This window comes from Plantibacter flavus (genome assembly GCF_900177615.1).
Classification (GTDB): Bacteria; Actinomycetota; Actinomycetes; order Actinomycetales; family Microbacteriaceae; genus Plantibacter; species Plantibacter flavus.
The window spans coordinates 1,163,586-1,185,059 of record NZ_FXAP01000001.1 but is presented as its reverse complement, the minus strand read 5'-3'; the positions used below and the strand labels follow the sequence as shown (position 1 = coordinate 1,185,059).

General features: G+C 68.7%; 14 protein-coding genes and 1 tRNA gene. 3 read left to right on the top strand and 12 right to left on the bottom strand.

Annotation, left to right across the window (positions count from 1 at the left end; genetic code table 11):
- Positions 1-30: 30 nt before the first annotated feature.
- From uvrB to polA, 6 genes are all read right to left on the bottom strand, one after another.
- Positions 31-2,097: an excinuclease ABC subunit UvrB gene (uvrB, locus tag B9Y95_RS05570; RefSeq protein WP_056777426.1), complete on the bottom strand. Its 2,067-nt coding sequence runs from the start codon at positions 2,095-2,097 to the stop codon at positions 31-33.
- A gap of 68 nt (positions 2,098-2,165) precedes the next feature.
- Positions 2,166-2,795 carry a dephospho-CoA kinase gene (gene coaE, locus B9Y95_RS05565; RefSeq protein ID WP_085510904.1) on the bottom strand — a complete coding sequence of 210 codons (630 nt, stop codon included), beginning with the start codon at positions 2,793-2,795 and terminating at the stop codon, positions 2,166-2,168.
- Between the two features lie 120 nt (positions 2,796-2,915).
- Positions 2,916-4,373, bottom strand: a complete 1,458-nt coding sequence (gene rpsA, locus B9Y95_RS05560) for a 30S ribosomal protein S1 (protein WP_056005690.1) — start codon at positions 4,371-4,373, stop codon at positions 2,916-2,918.
- Between the two features lie 174 nt (positions 4,374-4,547).
- Positions 4,548-5,534, bottom strand: coding sequence for an epimerase (locus tag B9Y95_RS05555; RefSeq protein WP_085510903.1), 987 nt, complete (start codon positions 5,532-5,534; stop codon positions 4,548-4,550).
- A complete protein-coding gene (locus B9Y95_RS05550; protein ID WP_085510902.1) occupies positions 5,531-7,207 on the bottom strand; it encodes a DUF885 domain-containing protein in 1,677 nt (558 codons plus the stop codon). The genes B9Y95_RS05555 and B9Y95_RS05550 overlap by 4 nt, the downstream gene beginning before the upstream one ends.
- A gap of 55 nt (positions 7,208-7,262) precedes the next feature.
- Complete coding sequence (polA, locus tag B9Y95_RS05545; RefSeq protein ID WP_085510901.1) at positions 7,263-9,923, bottom strand: DNA polymerase I; 2,661 nt, start codon at positions 9,921-9,923, stop codon at positions 7,263-7,265.
- A 55-nt stretch (positions 9,924-9,978) separates the two neighbouring features.
- On the opposite strand from polA, the gene B9Y95_RS05540 reads away from it, so the two are divergent.
- Complete coding sequence (locus B9Y95_RS05540) at positions 9,979-10,401, top strand: hotdog fold thioesterase (RefSeq protein WP_079705949.1); 423 nt, start codon at positions 9,979-9,981, stop codon at positions 10,399-10,401.
- A gap of 75 nt (positions 10,402-10,476) precedes the next feature.
- On the opposite strand, the gene B9Y95_RS05535 is transcribed toward B9Y95_RS05540, so the two are convergent.
- Positions 10,477-11,082: an ANTAR domain-containing response regulator gene (locus B9Y95_RS05535; RefSeq protein ID WP_064296913.1), complete on the bottom strand. Its 606-nt coding sequence runs from the start codon at positions 11,080-11,082 to the stop codon at positions 10,477-10,479.
- 54 nt (positions 11,083-11,136) lie between these two features.
- Between B9Y95_RS05535 and B9Y95_RS05530 the strand changes: the two genes are divergently transcribed.
- Positions 11,137-11,217, top strand: a tRNA-Leu gene (locus B9Y95_RS05530).
- A 257-nt stretch (positions 11,218-11,474) separates the two neighbouring features.
- A complete protein-coding gene (locus tag B9Y95_RS05525; RefSeq protein ID WP_124769355.1) occupies positions 11,475-11,747 on the top strand; it encodes a hypothetical protein in 273 nt (90 codons plus the stop codon).
- Here B9Y95_RS05525 and B9Y95_RS05520 read toward each other — a convergent pair whose 3' ends face one another.
- The 5 genes from B9Y95_RS05520 to gltB form a co-directional block, all read right to left on the bottom strand.
- Entirely contained in the window at positions 11,748-12,410 is a 663-nt protein-coding gene (locus tag B9Y95_RS05520) for a histidine phosphatase family protein (protein ID WP_085510900.1), read from the bottom strand.
- A gap of 60 nt (positions 12,411-12,470) precedes the next feature.
- The gene (locus tag B9Y95_RS05515) at positions 12,471-13,811 is read right to left on the bottom strand and encodes a CoA transferase (RefSeq protein WP_085510899.1); all 1,341 of its coding nucleotides are present in this window, start codon (positions 13,809-13,811) and stop codon (positions 12,471-12,473) included.
- A gap of 115 nt (positions 13,812-13,926) precedes the next feature.
- On the bottom strand, positions 13,927-15,342 hold the full coding sequence (pyk, locus tag B9Y95_RS05510; RefSeq protein WP_079705946.1) for a pyruvate kinase: 1,416 nt from the start codon (positions 15,340-15,342) through the stop codon (positions 13,927-13,929).
- Positions 15,343-15,434: 92 nt separating this feature from the next.
- Positions 15,435-16,892 (bottom strand): glutamate synthase subunit beta, encoded by a 1,458-nt coding sequence (locus tag B9Y95_RS05505; RefSeq protein WP_085510898.1) that lies wholly within the window; start codon positions 16,890-16,892, stop codon positions 15,435-15,437.
- Positions 16,885-21,447, bottom strand: a complete 4,563-nt coding sequence (gene gltB / locus B9Y95_RS05500) for a glutamate synthase large subunit (RefSeq protein ID WP_085510897.1) — start codon at positions 21,445-21,447, stop codon at positions 16,885-16,887. Before gltB ends, B9Y95_RS05505 begins: the two co-directional genes overlap by 8 nt.
- Positions 21,448-21,474 lie beyond the last annotated feature (27 nt).

Genomic DNA, 21,474 nt, shown 5'->3' with positions numbered 1-21,474 from the left:
GTGGTACTGCGCTCTCAGCGAAGCGGCGGACTAGATGTGCCCGGCCTTGGCCATCTGTCGGAGTTCCTGCTTGAGCTCGGAGACCTCGTCGCGGAGACGGCCGGCGAGTTCGAACTTGAGTTCCGCCGCGGCGGCCAGCATCTGGGCGTTGAGGTCGGCGATGATCGACTCGAGGTCGTTCGCGCCCTCGGCGGCGATGCCCTCCCGACGCAGGTTCGGCGTCGGGCTCTTCTTCTTGCCGTTGTCGCGTCCGGCGAGCAGTGCCGCGGTGTCCGCGCCTTCCCTGGCGAGCGCCTCGGTGATGTCGGCGATCCGCTTGCGCAGCGGCTGCGGATCGATCCCGCGCTCCTCGTTGTAGGCGACCTGCTTCTCGCGGCGACGGTCCGTCTCCTCGATCGCGCGCTTCATCGAGTCGGTCAGGACGTCGGCGTACATGTGGACCTCGCCGGACACGTTGCGGGCGGCACGACCGATGGTCTGGATGAGCGAGGTCGACGAGCGGAGGAAGCCCTCCTTGTCGGCGTCGAGGATCGCCACGAGCGAGACCTCCGGGAGGTCGAGCCCCTCGCGCAGCAGGTTGATGCCGATGAGGACGTCGTAGACGCCCTGCCGGAGTTCGCTCAACAGCTCGACCCGCCGCAGGGTGTCGACGTCGGAGTGCAGGTAGCGGACGCGCACGCCGGCCTCGGTCAGGAAGTCGGTGAGCTCCTCCGCCATCTTCTTGGTGAGGGTGGTGACGAGGACGCGTTCGTCGCGCTCGGCGCGGACCCGGATCTCCTCGAGGAGGTCGTCGATCTGGCCGTTGGAGGGCTTGACGATGATCGCCGGGTCGACGAGGCCGGTCGGGCGGATGATCTGCTCGACGATGCCGTCCGCGATGCCCATCTCGTACTTGCCCGGCGTCGCCGAGAGGTACACCGTCTGGCCGACGCGGTTCTTGAACTCGTCCCACCGGAGCGGGCGGTTGTCCATCGCACTCGGGAGTCGGAATCCGTGCTCGACGAGGGTGCGCTTGCGGGAGGCGTCGCCCTCGAACATCGCGCCGATCTGCGGGACGGTGACATGCGACTCGTCGATGACGGTGAGGAAGTCGTCGGGGAAGTAGTCGAGGAGGCAGTTCGGTGCCTCACCGGCCGAGCGGCCGTCGATGTGGCGCGAGTAGTTCTCGATACCGGAGCAGAAGCCGATCTGCTGCATCATCTCGAGGTCGAAGGTGGTGCGCATGCGGAGCCGCTGCGCCTCGAGGAGCTTGCCCTCGCGTTCGAGCGACTGGAGCCGCTCCGCCAGCTCCTCCTGGATGGTGCCGATGGCGCGCTGGATCGTCTGCGGGCTGGCGGCGTAGTGGGAGGCCGGGAACACCGACACCGCGTCGAGCTTCTTGACGACGTCGCCGGTGAGCGGGTGCAGGGCGTAGAGGGCCTCGATCTCGTCGCCGAAGAACTCGATGCGGATCGCCAGCTCTTCGTAGACCGGGATGATCTCGATGGTGTCGCCGCGCACGCGGAAGTTGCCGCGCGAGAAGTCGACGTCGTTGCGGTTGTACTGCATGCCGACGAACTTGCGGATGAGGCGGTCGCGCCCGATGTTCTGCCCGACCTGCAGCGCCGCCATCGCCTCCAGGTACTCCTCCGCCGCACCGAGACCGTAAATGCACGACACGGTCGACACGACGATGACGTCGCGACGGCTCAGCAGCGAGTTGGTGGTCGAGTGCCGCAGTCGCTCCACCTCGGCGTTGATCGACGAGTCCTTCTCGATGAAGGTGTCGGTCTGCGGGACGTACGCCTCGGGCTGGTAGTAGTCGTAGTAGGAGACGAAGTACTCGACCGCGTTGTTCGGCATGAGCTCGCGGAACTCGTTCGCCAGCTGGGCCGCGAGCGTCTTGTTGTGCGCCAGGACGAGCGTCGGGCGCTGGACGGCTTCGATGAGCCAGGCGGTCGTCGCGGACTTGCCGGTACCCGTTGCACCCAACAGGACGACGTCGGTCTCGCCGGCGTTGATGCGCCCGGACAGCTGCTCGATGGCGGCGGGCTGATCGCCGCTCGGCTCGTACTCGCTGATCACCTCGAAGGGGCGGACGGCGCGTGTTGGTTCCATGCTCCGAGTCTACGGAGGACCACCGACACCACTGCCCCGCTTCGCCCACAGCGGAGCGGGTAACGCGCTCAGGCGCCGTCGTGACGGTCGGGCGCCGGTACAGCGGCCGCGGCGGCGCGGTGCCAGACCGCGTCGACCTGGCTGAGGGTGTGCTCGAGCGAGCCGGCGGTGTCGATCACCACGTCGGCGACGGCGGCGCGCTGCTCCTCGGTCGCCTGGGCTGCGATCCGTCGTTCCGCCTCGCCCCGGTCCAGCCCGCGGAGGTCGACGAGCCGACGGGCGCGCTCCCCCTCCGGAGCCGCGGCGACGACCACGAGGTCGAACTCGTCGGCGCGGCCGGTCTCGACGAGCAGCGGGACGTCGTAGACGACGACGGCACCGGCGTCGCTCGAGGCTTCGGTGATCCGGGCCTGCGAACGCCGTTTGACCTCCGGGTGCACGATGGCGTTGAGTTCGGCACGCGCCTGGTCGTCGGCGAAGACGATGGAGCCGAGCGCCGCGCGGTCGAGTGCTCCGTCGGGCCCGATCACATCGGCACCGAAGCGCTCCGCGATGGCGGCCAGTCCCGGGGTCCCCTGCTCGACGGCCTCTCGTGAGAGGACGTCCGCGTCGATGACGACGGCACCATGTTCAGCGAGCCGGGCCGCGATGGTCGATTTGCCGGAGGCGATCCCGCCGGTGAGGCCGATGAGGTACATGTCAGCCAGCGTACCCGCGGAGCGCGCAGCGCCTTCGACGAGCGCCCCCGCCCAACGCAGCAGGGGGCCGCCCGAAGGCGACCCCCTGCTGGACACCGACCCTGGTCGGTGCTGGTGGGACTAGTTGCTCGAGAGCTTCTCGCGGAGGGCCGCGAGGGACTCGTCGTCAGCGAGCGTGCCGCCGCCGGCGGAGTCGCTCGAGAACGAGGAACCGGCCGACGAGGACGCGGTCGACGAGGAAGCCTGGTTGGCCTCTTCGACGGCTGCGGCAGCGACCTGCTTCTTGTGCGCTTCCCAACGAGCCTGGGCGGCAGCGTAGTCCTGCTCCCACTTCTCGCGCTCGGCGTCGAAGCCTTCCTTCCACTCCTGCGTCTCGGCGTCGAAGCCCTCGGGGTACTTGTAGTTCCCGAGCTCGTCGTACTCCGTGAGCATGCCGTAGAGGGCCGGGTCGAACTCGGTGCCCTCGGGGTCGACACCCTCGTTGGCCTGCTTGAGGCTCAGCGAGATGCGGCGACGCTCGAGGTCGATGTCGATGACCTTGACGAAGACCTCTTCGCCGACCGAAACGACCTGCTCGGCGAGCTCGACGTGCTTGCCGGAGAGCTCCGAGATGTGCACGAGGCCCTCGATGCCGTCTGCGACGCGGACGAACGCGCCGAACGGGACGAGCTTGGTGACCTTACCCGGTGCAACCTGGCCGATGGCGTGGGTGCGGGCGAAGACCTGCCACGGGTCCTCCTGGGTCGCCTTGAGCGACAGCGAGACGCGCTCGCGGTCCAGGTCGACCTCGAGGATCTCGACGGTGACTTCCTGACCGACCTCGACGACCTCGCTGGCGTGCTCGATGTGCTTCCAGCTGAGCTCGGAGACGTGGACGAGACCGTCGACGCCGCCGAGGTCGACGAACGCGCCGAAGTTGACGATCGAGGAGACGACGCCCTTGCGGACCTGTCCCTTCTGGAGGTTGTTGAGGAAGGTGGTGCGGCTCTCCGACTGCGTCTGCTCGAGGAGCGCACGGCGCGACAGGACCACGTTGTTGCGGTTCTTGTCGAGCTCGAGGATCTTCGCCTCGATCTCCTGGCCGAGGTACGGCGTGAGGTCGCGGACGCGGCGCAGCTCGATGAGCGAAGCCGGGAGGAAGCCACGGAGGCCGATGTCGACGATGAGGCCGCCCTTGACGACCTCGATGACCGAACCGGTGACGACGCCGTCGGATTCCTTGATCTTCTCCACGTCGCCCCAAGCACGCTCGTACTGCGCGCGCTTCTTGGACAGGATCAGACGGCCTTCCTTGTCCTCCTTCTGGAGAACGAGAGCCTCGATCGTGTCGCCGACGTTGACGACCTCGGAGGGGTCGACGTCGTGCTTGATGGAGAGTTCACGCGAGGGGATGACACCCTCGGTCTTGTAGCCGACGTCGAGGAGGACCTCGTCGCGGTCGATCTTCACGACGGTGCCCTCGATGAGGTCGCCGTCGTTGAAGAACTTCAGAGTCTTTTCGACCGCTGCGAGGAAGTCCTCAGCAGATCCGATGTCGTTGATTGCGACCTGCTTGGGGGCGGTCGTTGCGCTTGTCATGTAGTAATTGCTCCAGGTGGACAATGATTCAGGCCGGCCTCGCGCACGGCTCCGGACCCGTGGATGACCACGGACGTTGATCGAAGCGATGCTGTTGTGTGAACCGATCCGGGGATCGGTGTCGCTCTGCGAGACGGGCAGGCGGATAGGACGTCACAATTGTGACAGTCCAGTCTAGCTATTTTCCGGGTGTGCAGGCAAGCCGCGGTCGGAGAGGATGTCCCGCAGTGCTGGATCGAGCGTCGGGTGCTCGAACCGGTAGCCCGCCTGCAGCAACCGCTCCGGCATCGCCCAGCGACTCTTCAGGACCAGCTCGCTCTCGGTCCGCAGGACGGACATCCCGATCTCCAGCAACCAGCGGGGTGCGGGGAGGCCGAGCGGCATCCCGAGCACGTACCGCACGGTCCGCATGAATCCGCGGTTGTCGGTGGGGTTCGGTGACGTCACGTTGACGACGCCGTCGAGTTCGGGATGGCCACGGAGGAACCGGACGATGCCGACGACGTCGTCCAGATGGATCCAGCTGAACCGCTGCCGCCCGCCCGGCGTCCCGAACCGGTGATCCGTCCCGGCGGCACGACGCGATCGGGAAGTGGGCCAGTGACCGTCCAGTTGCGGTCCGCCGAGGCCGAGACGCGCCAACCACCGGAGCGGCGTGAGCGCTCCGCCGTCGCCCAGGACGATCGCGATGCGGAGGGCGACCCGTCGTGTCCCGGGCAGTTCGTCCGCGAAGAACGCCTGCTCCCAGGCGGTCGCGACGTCGACGGAGAACCCGGAACCGATCTCGCCGTCGGCCTCCGTCATCGGGCGGTCGTCGGCATGGCGGTAGATGGTGGCGGTCGACGAATTGATCCAGAGCGGCGGAGGCGAGGCGGCTGCACGCACCGCCCGCGCCAGCTCCGTCGTCGTGTCCACGCGGGACCGGAGGATCTCGGCGCGGTTCGACGGGGTGTAGCGACAGTTCACGCTCTTCCCAGCGAGGTTGACCAGGAGGTCCGCGCCGTCGACCAGCCGGGCGATGCCCGTGTGGTCACCCCACCGCGCGTCGGCGGCACCGCGCCCGATGACGGAGACGGTGGCGCCGTCGGCCTGGAACGACTCGACCAGACGACGCCCGATGAACCCGGACGCGCCGGCGACGACGATCCGTTCGGTCGTCATCCGAGCATCGCCGACCGCAGCGTGTCGAGCCCGACGCCCCCGAGGTCGAGCGCCCGACGGTGGAAGTCCTTGATGTCGAAGCCGTCTCCGGCGCGGCGGGCCGCGTCGTCGCGGAGCTGTTCCCAGATGCGCTGGCCGATCTTGTAGGACGGCGCCTGGCCGGGCCAACCGAGGTACCGGTTGACCTCGAACCGGACGAACTCCGGCGACATGTTGACGTTGCGACCCATGAAGTCGAAGGCGTACTCGGCGGTCCAGGTCCCGCTGCCGTCCGGCAGCGGCTTGCCGAGGTGCACGCCGATGTCGAGGACGACGCGGGCCGCGCGCATCCGCTGACCGTCGAGCATGCCCAGGCGGTCAGCCGGGTCGTCGAGGTATCCGAGCTGTTCCATCAGGCGCTCGGCGTAGAGCGCCCAGCCCTCGGCGTGGCCGGAGGTGCCGGCGAGCTGTCGACGCCAGAGGTTGAGCGTCTTCCGGTTGACGACGGCCTGCCCGATCTGCAGGTGATGTCCTGGCACACCCTCGTGGTAGACGGTCGTGAGCTCACGCCACGTGTCGAACTCGGTGACGCCGGCGGGGACGGACCACCACATGCGGCCAGGGCGTGAGAAATCGTCCGTCGGGCCGGTGTAGTAGATCCCGCCCTCCTGCGTCGGCGCGATCATGCACTCGAGCGCGCGGATCTCCTGCGGGATGTCGAAATGCGTGCGCCCCAGCTCCTCGACCGCACGATCACTCGTCTCCTGCATCCACCGCTGGAGCGCGTCGGTGCCGTGCAGCTTGCGCGCCGGATCCTGTTCGAGGAAGGCGACCGCCTCCTCGACGGACGCGCCGGGGAGGATCTCGTTCGCGATCGCCTCCTGCTCCGACACCATGCGCGCCAGTTCCTCGATGCCCCATTCGTAGCTCTCGTCGAGGTCGACCGTCGCACCGAGGAAGCGACGGGACTGCAGCGCGTAGAGTTCGCGGCCGATGGCGTCCTCCTGGGTTGCAGCAGGCAGCAGTTCGTGCGCGAGGAAGTCCGCCAGGCGGTTGTAGGCGACGGCTGCGGCGCCGGCACCCGTCGAGAGTTCGGCGGCGAGGGACGCCGGGAGCTGGCCGTCCGCCGGACCCGCGTTGGCGGCGAAGCCGATGAAGAACCCGTCGTCGGCGCCGGTGCGGAGGACCTGCTCGTAGACCTCGGTCACCTGGCGACGCGCCGGGGTGATCCCCCGGGCGACGCCCTCGCGCAGGGTCTCGATGTACCCGTCGACCGCGTCCGGCAACGCGCCGAGGCGGGTCCGGATCGTGCTCCAGTCCTCGACCGTCGCGGTCGGCATCAGATCGAAGACGTCGCGCAGCTCCTGCGACGGCGACGCGATCACGTTGAGGTCGCGGTACTGGAGACCGGCCTCCGACGAGGCGAGGTCGAGCTCCAGTTCCGCCGAGAGGTCGGTCTGGGTGACGCGGTCGACGGCGTCGACCGGTGCGGCCGACCGCAGCTCGCGAAGCGTGCGCGACGCGGCTTCGATGTACGCCTCGTGGCCTGCCGGCGAGTAGTCGCCGTACCGTCCGCCGACGTCCGTGCGGCCGATGTAGGTACCGACCTCCGGCTTCAGCTGAACGAGGGTCTCCACCCAGCTCTCGGCGATGGCGTCGATCGGTGTGCTCTGACGAGGTTCTTCGTGGGACATGACGTCGAGCCTAGTCCGCACCCGTCCGGCGCCGGGGTACGGACCTGCGGGGCGCTCAGTGGGCTGCGGCGTCCCAATCGTGGCCGCGGCCGATCTGGACCTCCAGCGGTACCGACAGTTCGGCGGCACCCGCCATCTGTGCTCGCACGATGCGCTCCAGGGCGTCCCACTCCCCCTCGGCGACCTCGAAGATCAGTTCGTCGTGCACCTGCAGCATCATCTGCGAGCTGAGGGACTCGGACCGCAGCTCGGACTCGATGCCGATCATGGCGCGCTTCATGATGTCGGCGGCCGAACCCTGGATCGGGGCGTTCAGCGCCTGGCGTTCAGCGTTCTCCCGGACCAGTCGATTGGGGCTCGAGAGTTCGGGGAAGAGTCTGCGACGACCGAAGATCGTCTCGGTGTAGCCGTCGAGTTTCGCCTGCTCGACGACGTTGCGCAGGTAGTCGCGGACCGCACCGAAGCGCTCGAAGTAGTCGATCATGAGCTGCTTCGCCTCAGCGCTCGAGATCCGCAGCTGCTTCGAGAGCCCGAACGCGCTCAGGCCGTAGGCGAGTCCGTACGACATCGCCTTCACCTTGTTGCGCATCGCGGGCGTGACGTCCTCGGCGGCGACGCCGAAGATGCGTGCGCCGACGAAGCGGTGGAGGTCCTCGCCGGACTTGAACGCCTCGATGAGGCCGGCATCGCCGGAGAGGTGCGCCATGATCCGCATCTCGATCTGCGAGTAGTCGGCGGTCAGCAGGGTCTCGTACCCGGAGCCGGCCTGGAAGGCGGCGCGGATGCGGCGTCCTTCCTCGGTGCGCACGGGGATGTTCTGCAGGTTCGGGTCGGTCGAGGAGATCCGGCCGGTGCTGGTCCCGATCTGCACGTACGTCGTGTGGATGCGGCCGTCGGGCGTGATCGCCTTGTCGAGCGTCTCCACGATCTGGCGGAGCTTCGTCGCATCGCGGTGCTCGAGGAGGAGCCCGAGGAACGGGTGCGGGCTCTTCTCCTGGAGATCGGCCAGGGCGCCGGCGTCGGTCGAGAAGCCCGTCTTGTTGGCGCGTGTCTTCGGCATGGCGAGCTGGTCGAAGAGGACCTCCTGCAGCTGCTTCGGTGATCCGAGGTTGACCTCTCGGCCGATCTCCGCATAGGCGTTGCTCGCGAGCTCCGCGGCCCGGTTGCCGAGCTGCTCGGACAGGCCGCTCAGGATGCCGTGGTCGACCGTCACGCCGGTCAGCTCCATGTGGGCCAGCACCTGGAGGACCGGCAGCTCCATGTCGAGCAGCACGCCGAGCGATCCGGCGTCGAGTGCCGTGCGGGTGGCCTCGGCGACACGGAGGGCGTACCAGGCGGTGCCGCCGGCACCCACGGGGTCGGTCTCGGGGACGAGCTGGTTCGGGTCGGCGACGGGCATCGTCTCGTCGAGATAGCGCGTGATGAGGTCGGCGATGGTCTTGTCGCCGCCGCTCGGACGCAGGAGCCAACCGGCGACCGCGGTGTCGTAGCCGAGTCCTTCGACCGTCAGGCCGGCGCGCGTGACCGCCTGGAGCTGTGGCTTGGCGTCGTGCATGATCTTCGGGGCGTCGCTCGCCAACCACGCTTCGAGCGGGGCGTAGTCGGCTTCACCGGGACGCCAGGCGAGCGAGACGATCTCCGTGGGGGTCGCGAGGCCGGCTGCGACCGGGAGGCCTCCGTCGAGGTCGAGGTGGAGACCGATCCCGGCGGGATGTGCGGCGACGGCACGGGTGATCCACGCCTCGAGCTCTTCGTCGAGCAGCTCCTTCTGCGGTGGCATGACCACGCCGCCGGCCTGCGGTGCGGACACATCCGTGTTGGCCTCGAGTCCGTCGAGTTTGAGGACCCGATCGAGCAGCGTGCGGAACTCGAGCCGCCCGAAGACGGCCGCCACCGCGTCCGCGTCGATCGGTCGGCGTTCGAGGTCCTTCGGTCCGACGGGCAGTTCGACGTCGGTGAGGAGTCGGTTGAGGCGGCGGTTGCGGACCGCGTTCTCCTTGTGCTCGCGGAGGCTCTCCCCCACCTTGCCGGTGATCTCGTCGGCACGCTCGAGGATCTGCTCGAGGGAGCCGAACTGGTTGAGCCACTTCACGGCGGTCTTCTCGCCGACCTTCGGGATGCCCGGGAGGTTGTCGCTCGTCTCGCCGACGAGCGCTGCGATCTCCGGATACTGCTCGGGCCGGATGCCGTACCGCTCGAAGACCTTGGCGCCGTCGTACCGGGTGAGCGCGGAGACGCCCTGGCTCGACGGGTACAGCAGGGTGACGTCGTCGGTGACGAGCTGGATGGTGTCGCGGTCGCCGGAGACGACGAGCACGCGGAAGCCGTCCTCAGCGCCCTGCTTGGCCAGGGTGGCGAGGATGTCGTCGGCCTCGTAGTCCTCTTTGCTGATCGTCGTGATGTTCATCGCCTTGAGCGCCTCTTCGAGCAGCGGCACCTGTCCCTTGAACTCCGCCGGGGTCTCACCGCGCGTGCCCTTGTACTCGGGGTACTCGCGGGTGCGGAAGGAACGGCGCGAGATGTCGAACGCCACGGCGATGTGGCTCGGGTTCTCGTTCTTGAGCAGGCTGATCAGCATGGAGATGAAGCCGTGGATGGCGTTCGTGTGCTGACCGTCGCGGGTTTGGAAGCTGTCGACCGGCAGGGCGTAGAACGCCCGGAATGCGAGCGAGTGGCCGTCGACGACGAGGAGGGTAGGCTTTTCTGATTCCGACACGCGCCCAGCCTACAAGCCGGTGCCGACACGGCTCAGGCCCGATCCGAAGGTGGACATGACGAACGAGACCGACGACGCACTCGAGTTCCTGCGGACGAGGGGCAGCGGCGCACTCGCCGCCAAGATGGGCATCGAGTTCACCGAGTTCACGGTGCAGCGATCCGTCGCCACCATGCCCGTCGAGGGCAACACCCAACCCGCGATGCTGCTGCACGGTGGGGCGTACGTCGTGCTCGGCGAGTCCCTCGGCTCCATGGCAGCCAACCTCTTCGCGGGCCCGGGCAAACTCGCGGTCGGCATCGACATCAACGCGACGCACACCAGGTCCGCCACCGAGGGCATCGTGACAGGTGTCTGCACCCCGATCCACCTCGGTCGCTCGCTCACCGTGCACGAGATCGCCGTCACCGACGAGCAGGGACGACGGTGTTCCACGATCCGCATCACGAACCTCATCAAGGACGCGCCAACCGGCTGACGAGCCCGGCACCGGACACAGCAGAGCGGCCCGCCCCCCGAGGGGACGGGCCGCTCTTGCGACGAGGGAGGAGCGCTACTTCTTGGCGCTGAGCTGCTCGATGATGGCCTGCGCGACATCGTGCATGGTGAGGCGGCGGTCCATGGAGGCCTTCTGGATCCAGCGGAACGCCTCGGGCTCGGTGAGGCCCATCTTCTCGTTGAGGAGGCCCTTCGCCCGGTCGACGAGCTTGCGGGTCTCGAAGCGCTCGACCATGTCGGCGACCTCGGCCTCGAGGGTGATGATCTGCTGGTAGCGCGAGAGGGCGATCTCGATCGCGGGAAGGAGGTCGTTCGGCGTGAACGGCTTCACGACGTAGGCGAGGGCGCCTGCCTCGCTCGCCCGCTCGACGAGCTCCTTCTGGCTGAAGGCCGTGAGGAGGACCACCGGGGCGATGTGCGCCTTGCCGATGCGCTCGGCCGCGGAGATGCCGTCGAGCTGAGGCATCTTGACGTCCATGATCACGAGATCCGGACGGAGTTCCGTCGCGAGGGCGACAGCGGTCTCGCCGTCGCCGGCCTCGCCGACGACCTCGAAACCGTTGTCGCGGAGGATCTCGACGATGTCGAGGCGGATGAGGGATTCGTCCTCAGCGACGACGACGCGCCGTGGGGCTGCGGGAGGGGTCTCTTGCTCGGTCACCCTCAAATCCTACGGTACTCTGATGCAGGTTGCTGTTCGCCGTGCGGCGGACGCGCCGGTGTGGCGGAATGGCAGACGCGGAGCACTCAAAATGCTTTGTCGAAAGACGTGTGGGTTCGAGTCCCACCACCGGTACCGCGATGAGTGGGAAAGCCCTCCGGGTGCACTCAAAATGCTTTGTCGAAAGACGTGTGGGTTCGAGTCCCACCACCGGTACTCTCTTCAGCCAGTTCAGGCCCGGACTCAGGCCCCGGACACAGCCCGTCCAGGCTCCGACGATTCGCGAACCGCGCTCCATCGTCAAGCCCCTGCGGGAGGTGTCGGCGACGCCGTAGCGTACCGTCGAGAGCACGGCGTACCTCACGTCGTCCGACACGATGGGACCCGACACCATGACCGCAGAGCACACCGACCCGCGCCAGGACGTCCACGACGCCAGCACCGACGACCGGCTCCAGGGCATCCTCGTGCAGGTCGCAGCAGACCGGTCCCTCACCCCCGACCTCGACGTCCGGGCAGCGTTGGCGGACCGTCTCAGCGACCAGGGCATCGACGTCGACGCGGCCGAGCTCGACCGTCTCGTCGGCTCGCTCCCGGGTCAGCCCGGCGAAGAGCCCGGACCGTTCCTCACGGACGGCGCGACCTCGGCCGACGACGCGAACTGATCAGAAGCCGCGCTCGACGGCGGCGGCCGGACCGTCGGCCTCCGTCGTCAGCTCCGGTCCGCCGACGGCGTCGCCCGTCCACGTGTCGACCCGCCAACCGGTCGTGGTGTCCCCGTCGACGATGATGACGCCCGTGTTCGTGATGGGGTGCGTGCCGATGAAGTGTCCGTCGACGTTCGCCCCGCGCAGCCCGAGCCAGGACCGGAGCATCGCTCCGTGGCTCACGACCACCACGCTCTCCAGCCCGGAGCCCTCGAGCTCCTCGATCACCGCGTCGAAGCGCGCGAACACCTCGTGTCCGTTCTCGCCGCCCGGCATCCGGGTGTCGAGGTCGCCCATCGCCCACGCCACGATGGTGTCGATGTAGACCTGGACCGCCTCGGGTGACCCGTGCATCTCGTTGTCGCCGGCGCTGATCTCCCGGAGTCCGTCACGGACGATCACGGGGAGCCCGCTGACCTCGGCGACGGGTGCGGCGGTCTGTTGCGCCCGCACCGCGGTGGAGGCGTAGACCGCGTCGATCCGCTCCCCAACAAGCGCTTTGGGGAGGGCGGACGCCTGCGTCTCGCCGAGTTCGGTGAGGACGGCCCCGGGGATCGCGGTGTCGAGCAAGCCGGCGACGTTGGATGAGGTCTGACCGTGTCTGATGAGGATGAGGCGCATACCTCCAGGGTAGGCGAGCGACCGGACGGCGGTCATCTCCCGGTGCGGAGTGTGCCGGGATCAGCTGCGGAGGGGCCACTGCGGTTCGGCACTGCCCAGGACCGCCGCCGGGGACGCGTGGTCGTCGAAGGCGCTGAGCGCGGGGCGGGCCGTCGTCACCGCACCGTGGGTCACCAGACACCGCGCTCCCGGGAGGCCCGGCGTCGGGCGTTCCTCGGATCGTGGCAGTCGCTGGAGCGCCGCACCGACGCGCGCGAGTGACACCGACGACCGGCCGGCCTCACCGCCGCCGACGACCCTCGCCACGTCGTCGACGATGGCCGCCGCCAGCAGGTATCCCGCGCTGTGGTCGAGCGCCTGAGCCGGCAGGGCACCCGGGGCGGCGTCCGCCCCCTCGACCAGCGCGATGCCCGTGGCGGCCTGGACCAGGCTGTCGAAACCGCGTCGATCACCCCAGGGACCCGTCGTGCCCCAGGCGTCGACGGAGCCGGTGACCAGACCGTCGCGACCTCGCAGCCCGAGGTGCTCGAGGGCGTGTGGTCGGTACCCCGTCACCAGGATGTCGGCTTCCTCGCTCAGCGTCTGCAGTGTCGCGAGGCCGCGCGGCGTCGACGCGTCGAGGGTCGCCGTCCGCTTCCCCTGGCCGCTGTCGGCGTGCTGCCACGGGATCTCGGGGACCTGCGGTGGATCCACACGCAGGACGTCCGCGCCGAGGAGCGCGAGGGTCCTCGTCGACACCGGACCGGCGATCACCCGCGTCAGGTCGAGGACGCGGAGGCCGCGCAAGGGTTGCCGCCTCGTGGGCCGCACCCACGAGGCGATCCTCGAGCCGGCGGAGCCGCCGTGACGCCTGACGAGCGGTCCGTCACCGACCGAGGCCTGCGGTGTGGACGACCATTCGGCAGCGCTCCGGACGGCGACGAGCAGTGCGCCGACTCCCGCGGCCTCCGATTCCAGATCGAGAGCCGAGCGGGAGGCGATCGCCGAGGCGAGCTCTGCGCGAGTGGCCTCGTCGCCGATTCCCAGCATGGCGCTCAGGCGGCGACGATGGTGGGGGTAGTTCGCGTGCGTGCGCACCCAGCCGTCTGCCGCGGCGAAGAAGCCGGACAGTGGCGCGAACGCGTCCACGGCTGCTCCGTCGATCCGCAACAGGCGGTCGCTCTGGTAGGCCGCGCCGATCCGCTCGAGGTCGAGAGCCGTGTGCAGCGGCTCGTATCCGAGGGCGATGCGGAGTCGGTCGGAGGCATCCTCCACGGCGCCGACGGCGACCGCGGCGAGCTCCAGGACGGCGAATCGGGAGGCCAGGAGTCCCGCCGACCCGGTCGCCTCACGGTCGATTCCTCCCGGGTCCAGGCCCACGGCGCTGCGGAGGGCGTCGTCGACGAGGACGGAACGGTTCATGGGCATCAGGCTAGACCCACGGCGTCCGGAATCGCGGTGCCACCGCACACCCGGCGGACGACGAAGGCCGTGGTCCCCGTACGGGAGGACCACGGCCTTCGCTGCAGTTCGACGACTAGAGGACGTCGCCCACCTTGTGGACGCGGATGTCGTTCGTCGTCCCGGGGATTCCGGGAGGGGAACCGGAGATGATGATGACCGGCTCGCCGACGGCGGCCTTGCCCGTGGCGACGAGGACCTCGTCCACCTGTGCGACCATCTGGTCGGTGTGCGTGACACGCTCGACGACGAAGGACTCGACGCCCCAGTTCAGCGCCATCCGACGACGGATGGCCGGGTCAGGCGTGAACGCCAGGATCGGGATCCGGTTACGCAGACGGGCCATGCGGCGGACCGACTCCCCCGACTCGGTGAAGACGCAGAGGAACTTCGCCTCGACGAAGTCCGCCACCTCGACGGCGGCCAAGGTGATCGCTCCGGCCTGGGTGCGCGGCTTCGTGCCGAGCGGCGGAACGCGGTCGAGGCCGTGGATCTCGGTCGACTCGACGATCCGGGCCATGGTCTGGACCGTGATGACCGGGTAGGCGCCGACACTCGTCTCGCCACTGAGCATGACCGCGTCAGCACCGTCGAGCACCGCGTTCGCGACGTCGGAGGTCTCCGCGCGGGTCGGGATGGGGCTGGAGATCATCGACTCGAGCATCTGCGTCGCGACGATGACCGGCTTCGCCATGCGACGGGCGAGCTCCACCGCGCGCTTCTGCACGATCGGGACGGCCTCGAGCGGGAGCTCGACACCGAGGTCGCCACGGGCGACCATGATCGCGTCGAACGCCTCGACGATGCTCTCGAGGTTCTCGACGGCCTGCGGCTTCTCGATCTTGGCGATCACGGGGACCTTACGGCCCTCCTCCGCCATGATTTCGTGGACGCGGTCGATGTCGGCCGCGTCGCGCACGAAGGACAGGGCGATGAGGTCGGCGCCGAGACGCAGCCCCCAGCGGAGGTCCGCTTCGTCCTTCTCGCTGAGCGCGGGGACGTTGACGGCGACACCGGGGAGGTTGATGCCCTTGTTGTTCGACACGGGGCCGGCGACGATGACGCGAGTGGTCACGACGGTGTCGTCCGCTTCAACGACCTCGACCTTGACCTTGCCGTCGTCGATCAGGAGGAAGTCGCCCGGCTTGACGTCCTGGGGCAGACCCTTGAACGTCGTCGAGGAGATCTCCTTGGTGCCGAGGATGTCCTCGATGGTGATCTTGAAGATGTCGCCGACGGCGAGGTCGTACGGGCCGCCCTCGAACTTGCCGAGGCGGATCTTCGGGCCCTGCAGGTCGACCAGGACGGCGACGGCACGGCCGGAGTCCTCGGTGGCCTTGCGCACGTTGGCGTAGATGGCCTCGTGCACGTCGTAGCTGCCGTGGCTCAGGTTCATCCGGGTGACATCGACCCCCGCATCGATGATGGCCCGGATGTTCTCATAGCTGGAGACTGCAGGCCCCAGCGTTGCGACGATCTTGGCTCGTCTCATGTGTGTGTGTTCTCCATGGTTTCTGCGCACGAGGCGCTTCGGTACTCACTGCTCGGCATGATGCGTCCGACGCTTGTCGTCCGCCTGAAAGCCTAGAGGGAGATGGGCTGGTCCGTGGGACGGACCGGGAAGGGAAGCTGGGTCTCGCCCTCGAGGTACTGGTCGACGGCCGACGCCGCAGCGCGGCCCTCGGCGATCGCCCAGACGATGAGGGACTGGCCACGACCGGCGTCGCCGGCGACGAACACGCCGGGCTGGTTGGTCTGGTAGTCGTGCTCCCGTGCCACGTTTCCGCGCCCCGTGAAGGGGAGCTGGAACTGCGACTCGAGGGTCTCGCCCTCCGGGCCCGTGAATCCGAGCGCGAGAAGGACGAGGTCGGCCGGGATCTCCCGTTCGGTGCCGCTCTTCGGCACGCGACGGCCGTCGACGAACTCCGTCTCGGCGACGCGGATCGCCCGCACCTCGCCGGCCTCGTTGGAGAGGAACTCGACGGTCGACACCAGGTACTCGCGGTTGCCGCCCTCTTCGTGCGCACTCGCGACCTCGAAGAGCGTCGGCATCATGGGCCACGGCTGGTGCTCGGGCCGCTCCCCCGCCGGCTGCGTGCCGATGGCGAGGTTCGTGACGGAGGCGGCACCCTGACGGTGCGCCGTGCCGATGCAGTCGGCACCGGTGTCGCCGCCGCCGAGGACCACCACGTGCTTGTCCTCCGCCGTGATCTGGTCGGAGACCGTGTCGCCGGCGCCGACGCGGTTCGCCTGCACGAGGTACTCCATCGCGAAATGGACCCCGGAGAAGTCACGACCGGGGATAGGGAGGTCGCGCGGCACCATGGCTCCGGTGGCGATGACGACGGCGTCGTAACGGGCGCGGAGCTCGTCCCAGCTGATGTCGACCCCGATGTTCACGCCGGCGCGGAATCGGGTGCCCTCGTCCTGCATCTGCTTCAGCCGGATGTCGAGGTGCTTCTTCTCCATCTTGAAGTCGGGGATGCCGTAGCGCAGCAGGCCGCCGATGCGGTCGTCGCGCTCGTAGACCGCGACCGTGTGCCCCGCACGCGTCAGCTGCTGGGCTGCGGCGAGACCGGCCGGACCGGAACCGACGACGGCGACCGTCTTGCCGGTCAGCCGCTCCGGCGGGTGGGACTCGACCCACCCGTTGGCGAACGCCTGATCGATGATCGAGACCTCGACCTGCTTGATGGTCACGGCGGGCTGGTTGATGCCCAGCACGCACGAACTCTCGCACGGCGCCGGGCAGAGACGACCCGTGAACTCCGGGAAGTTGTTCGTTGCGTGCAACCGCTCGATGGCCGAGCGTCCTTCGCCTCGCCACATCAGGTCGTTCCACTCCGGGATGAGGTTGCCCAGCGGGCAGCCCTGGTGGCAGAACGGGATGCCGCAGTCCATGCAGCGACCAGCCTGCTTGCGGACGGTCGCGGGGTCGCTCTGCTCGTAGACCTCTTTCCAGTCCATGATGCGGACCGGCACGGGCCGGCGCTTCGGGAGCTCGCGCTCCGGTACCTTCAGGAATCCCTTGGGATCAGCCACCGGTCACCTCCAGGATTCGGTTCCATACGATGTCGCCGTCGGGGTCGAGCCCCTCGTCGAGTGCGGTCTGTCGGGTCGCCAGGACTGCCGCGTAGTCACGCGGGAGGACCTTGACGAATCGGGCGAGTGAGTCTTCGATGTCGGCGAGCAGCCGGCCGGCCAGCGGAGACCCGGTCTCCACGATGTGCCGTTCGAGGAGGTCGCGGACGATCTCGGCGTCGGCACTGTCGAGTCCGGACAGGGTGAGCTCCCCCGAGGCGAGGGAGTCGCGGTTGACCTGGTCGCGTTCGAGGTCGAACACGTAGGCCGTGCCGCCGGACATGCCCGCGCCGAGGTTCCGGCCGGTCTGACCCAGGATGACGGCGAGACCACCCGTCATGTACTCGAGCGCGTGGTCACCGACGCCTTCGACGACCGCCGTGGCGCCGGAGTTGCGCACCAGGAACCGCTCGCCGACGATCCCGCTCAGGAACATGGTGCCCTGGGTCGCGCCGTACCCGATGACGTTGCCGGCGATCACGTTCTCCTCGGGCGCGAAGGCTGCGCGCTCGGGTGGTCGGACGACGATCTGTCCACCGGACAGGCCCTTGCCGACGTAGTCGTTCGAGTCACCGATGAGCCGCAGGGCGATGCCGCCGGGGAGGAACGCACCGAAGGACTGCCCGGCCGAGCCGCGCAGGGTGATGTCGATGCTCCCTGCCGGGAGCCCGTTCTCGCCGTGCCGCCGGGTGACCTCGTGGCCGAGCATGGTGCCGACGGCCCGCTCCGTGTTGCGGATGGGCAGGTCGACCGAGAAGTGGCCGCCGTGTTCGAGCACGTCCGAGGCGGCCGTGATGAGCTGCTGGTCGAAGTGCTTCTCGAGCTCGTGCTCCTGCGGGCGGCGGTTGATCCGCGGCTCGTCGTCGGCGAAGACGGGACCCACGAGGACCGGGGCCAGGTCGAGCCCGGACGCCTTCCAGTGGTCGATCGCCCGGTCGGCGTCGATCAGTTCGTTGTGGCCGATCGCCTCCTCGAGCGTCCGGAACCCGAGCTCGGCGAGGTACTCGCGCACCTCCTGGGCGATGAACTCGAAGAAGTTCACGACGAACTCCGGCTTGCCGGTGAACCGCTCGCGCAACACCGGGTTCTGCGTCGCGACGCCGACCGGGCAGGTGTCGAGGTGGCACACGCGCATCATGACGCACCCGGAGACGACGAGCGGTGCCGTCGCGAAGCCGAACTCCTCGGCGCCGAGCAGAGCACCGATGACGACGTCGCGTCCGGTCTTCATCTGACCGTCGACCTGCACCACGACGCGGTCGCGCATGTTGTTGAGCATGAGCGTCTGCTGCGTCTCAGCGAGACCCAGCTCCCACGGCGTGCCGGCGTGCTTCAGGGAGTTCAACGGGCTCGCACCGGTTCCGCCGTCGTGACCGGAGACCAGGATCACGTCGGAGAGCGCCTTCGCGACGCCCGCGGCCACCGCACCGATGCCGGACTGACTCACCAGCTTGGTGTGGATCCGGGCCTTTGGGTTCGCACGCTTCAGGTCGAAGATGAGCTGCTTGAGGTCTTCGATGGAGTAGATGTCGTGGTGCGGCGGCGGCGAGATCAGTCCGACGCCAGCCGTGGCGTGCCGCGTCCGTGCCACCCACGGGTACACCTTCGTCGGCGGCAACTGCCCGCCCTCACCGGGCTTCGCGCCCTGGGCGAGCTTGATCTGGATGTCGTCGGCGTGCGTGAGGTACATGCTCGTCACGCCGAACCGGCCGGAGGCGACCTGCTTGATCGCGCTGCGGCGCGTCGGGTCGAGGAGCCGGTCGACGTCCTCGCCGCCCTCACCCGTGTTCGACTTGGCACCGATGCTGTTCATCGCGATCGCCAGCGTCTCGTGCGCCTCGCGCGAGATGGAACCGTAGCTCATCGCCCCGGTCGAGAACCGCTTCACGATCGACGCGACCGACTCGACCTCGTCGAGCGGGACGGGTGGGCGGGCACCGGCGCGGAGCGTGAACATCCCGCGGAGCGTCATGAGCTGGGCCGCCTGGGAGTCGACCATGTGGGTGTACTCGCGGAAGATGTCGTACCGGCGCGTCTTGGTCGCGTGCTGCAGCTTGAAGACCGTCTCCGGGTTGAAGAGGTGCGGCGAACCGTCGCGACGCCACTGGTACTCGCCGCCCGACTGCAGGCGCTCGTGGGCCGTCGATGCGGCGTCCTCGGGGTACGCGTACCGGTGACGCTTCGCGTTCTCCTCGGCGATCACCTCGATGCCGACACCGCCGAGCTTCGTCTCCGTGCCGGTGAAGTAGCTGTCGACGAGCTGCTGGCTCAGACCGACGGCCTCGAAGGCCTGTGCTCCAGCGTAGGAGGACACCGTGGAGATGCCCATCTTCGACATGATCTTGAGCACGCCCTTGCCGAGCGCCTTGATGACGTTCTTGACGGCCTGCTCACGGGTGACGCCCTGGATGAGGCCGCTGCGGACGAGGTCCTCGCAGCTCTCCATGGCCAGGTACGGGTTGATCGCGGAGGCGCCGTAGCCGATGAGCAGCGCGACGTGGTGGACCTCGCGCACGTCGCCGGCCTCGACGACGAGCCCGACCTTCATCCGGTTCTCGGCGCGGATGAGGTGGTGGTGCACGGCGGCGAGCGAGAGCAGGGACGGGATCGGCGCGAGGTCGGAGTTCGAGTCACGGTCGCTCAGGACGATGAACTCCGAGCCGGCGAGGATCGCCTGGTCGACCTCGTCGCACATCTCGCGCAGGCGCGTCTCGAGTCCGGCCGAGCCGTCCTCGACGCGGTAGAGCGCCTTGACGGTCGTCGTCAGCGGGCTCGCCGGGTTCGGGTCGATGTGCTGGATCTTGGCGAGCTCGTCGTTGTCGATGACCGGGAAGTCGAGGACGACCTGCTTGGCGTGCTCCGGCCCCCACGAGAGGAGGTTGCGCTCCGGGCCGAGCCCGAGCTTCAGCGAGGTGACGACCTCTTCGCGGATCGAGTCGAGCGGCGGGTTGGTGACCTGGGCGAACTGCTGCACGAAGTAGTCGAACAGGAGCCGAGGGCGGTCGGAGAGCACCGCGATCGGGGTGTCCGAACCCATCGCGCCGAGCGGCTCCGCACCGTTCTGCCCCATGGGCTGCAGGAGGATGCGCACCTCCTCCTCGGTGTACCCGAAGGTCCGCTGGCGGCGGGTGACGGATGCCGGCGTGTGCACGATGTGCTCGCGCTCCGGCAGGTCGCTCAGGTTGATGCGTCCGGCGTCGAGCCAGTCGCCCCAGGGTGCCGATGCCGAGAGCTCGTCCTTGATCTCGTCGTCCTCGATGATCCGCCCGGCCTCGGTGTCGACGAGGAACATCTTTCCGGGGCGCAGGCGGCCCTTGCGCTTGACCCGGCTCGGGTCGACGTCGAGGACGCCGATCTCGCTGCCCAGGACGACGAGACCGTCGGTCGTCTCCAGCCAGCGACCGGGACGCAGGCCGTTCCGGTCCAGGGTTGCGCCGACGAGTGACCCGTCCGTGAACGTGAGGGCGGCCGGGCCGTCCCACGGCTCCATCTGCATGGAGTTGAACTCGTAGAAGTCGCGTCGCTCCTGCGACAGCCCGGTCTGCTTCTCCCAGGCTTCGGGCACCATCATCATCATGGCGTGCGGGAGGGACCGTCCGGTCAGCGTCAGCAGCTCGAGGACCTCGTCGAACGAGGCGGAGTCGCTCGCTCCGGGCGTGATGATGGGGAGCAGTGGGCGGATGTCGCCGATGAGCTCGGACTCGAGCTGCGACTGCCGCGCGCGCATCCAGTTGCGGTTGCCCTCGACCGTGTTGATCTCGCCGTTGTGCGCCATCATCCGCAGCGGCTGGGCGAGCGGCCACGACGGGAACGTGTTGGTGGAGTACCGCGAGTGGACGATGGCGAGCTTGGTCGCGAACCGCTCGTCGGACAGGTCGGGGTAGAACGGTTCGAGCTGGAGCGTCGTGACCATGCCCTTGTAGACGAGCGTGCGGCTCGACAGGGAGATGAAGTACGCCCCGAGCTCGCGCTCCGCCCGCTTCCGGAGCCGGAAGGCGAGCCGGTCGAGGGCGATCCCGGTCGGCGTCGAGGCGCCGGACCCGGTGACGAACAGTTGCTCGAACGCCGGCATGGCTGCACGGGCGAGCTTCCCCAACTCGTCGGGGTCGACCGGCACCTCGCGCCAACCGAGGACGGTGAGTTCCTCCTCGGCGGCGATCGCGGCGATGCGCGTCTGGAGCTGTGCGCGCTCGGAGGCGTCGGTGGGCAGGAAGGCGATGCCCGCGGCGTACGCACCGAGCGGCGGCAGGTCGAATCCGGAGACGCCGCGCAGGAAGGCGTCGGGCATCTGGGTGAGGATGCCCGCGCCGTCGCCGGTCCCGGCGTCGGACCCGATCGCGCCGCGGTGCTCCAGGTTGCGGAGCGAACCGAGGGCCGCGTCGATGATGCTGTGCGAGGCCTCACCCGTCAGGGTCGCGACCATCGCCAGGCCACAGGCGTCCTTCTCGTTCGCCGGGTCGTACATGCCCTGCTTGGGCGGAACCGAGCTGAACGAAGCGTACGGTGCATGCGCCATGGAATTACCGTCCTCACGAAAGGGGAT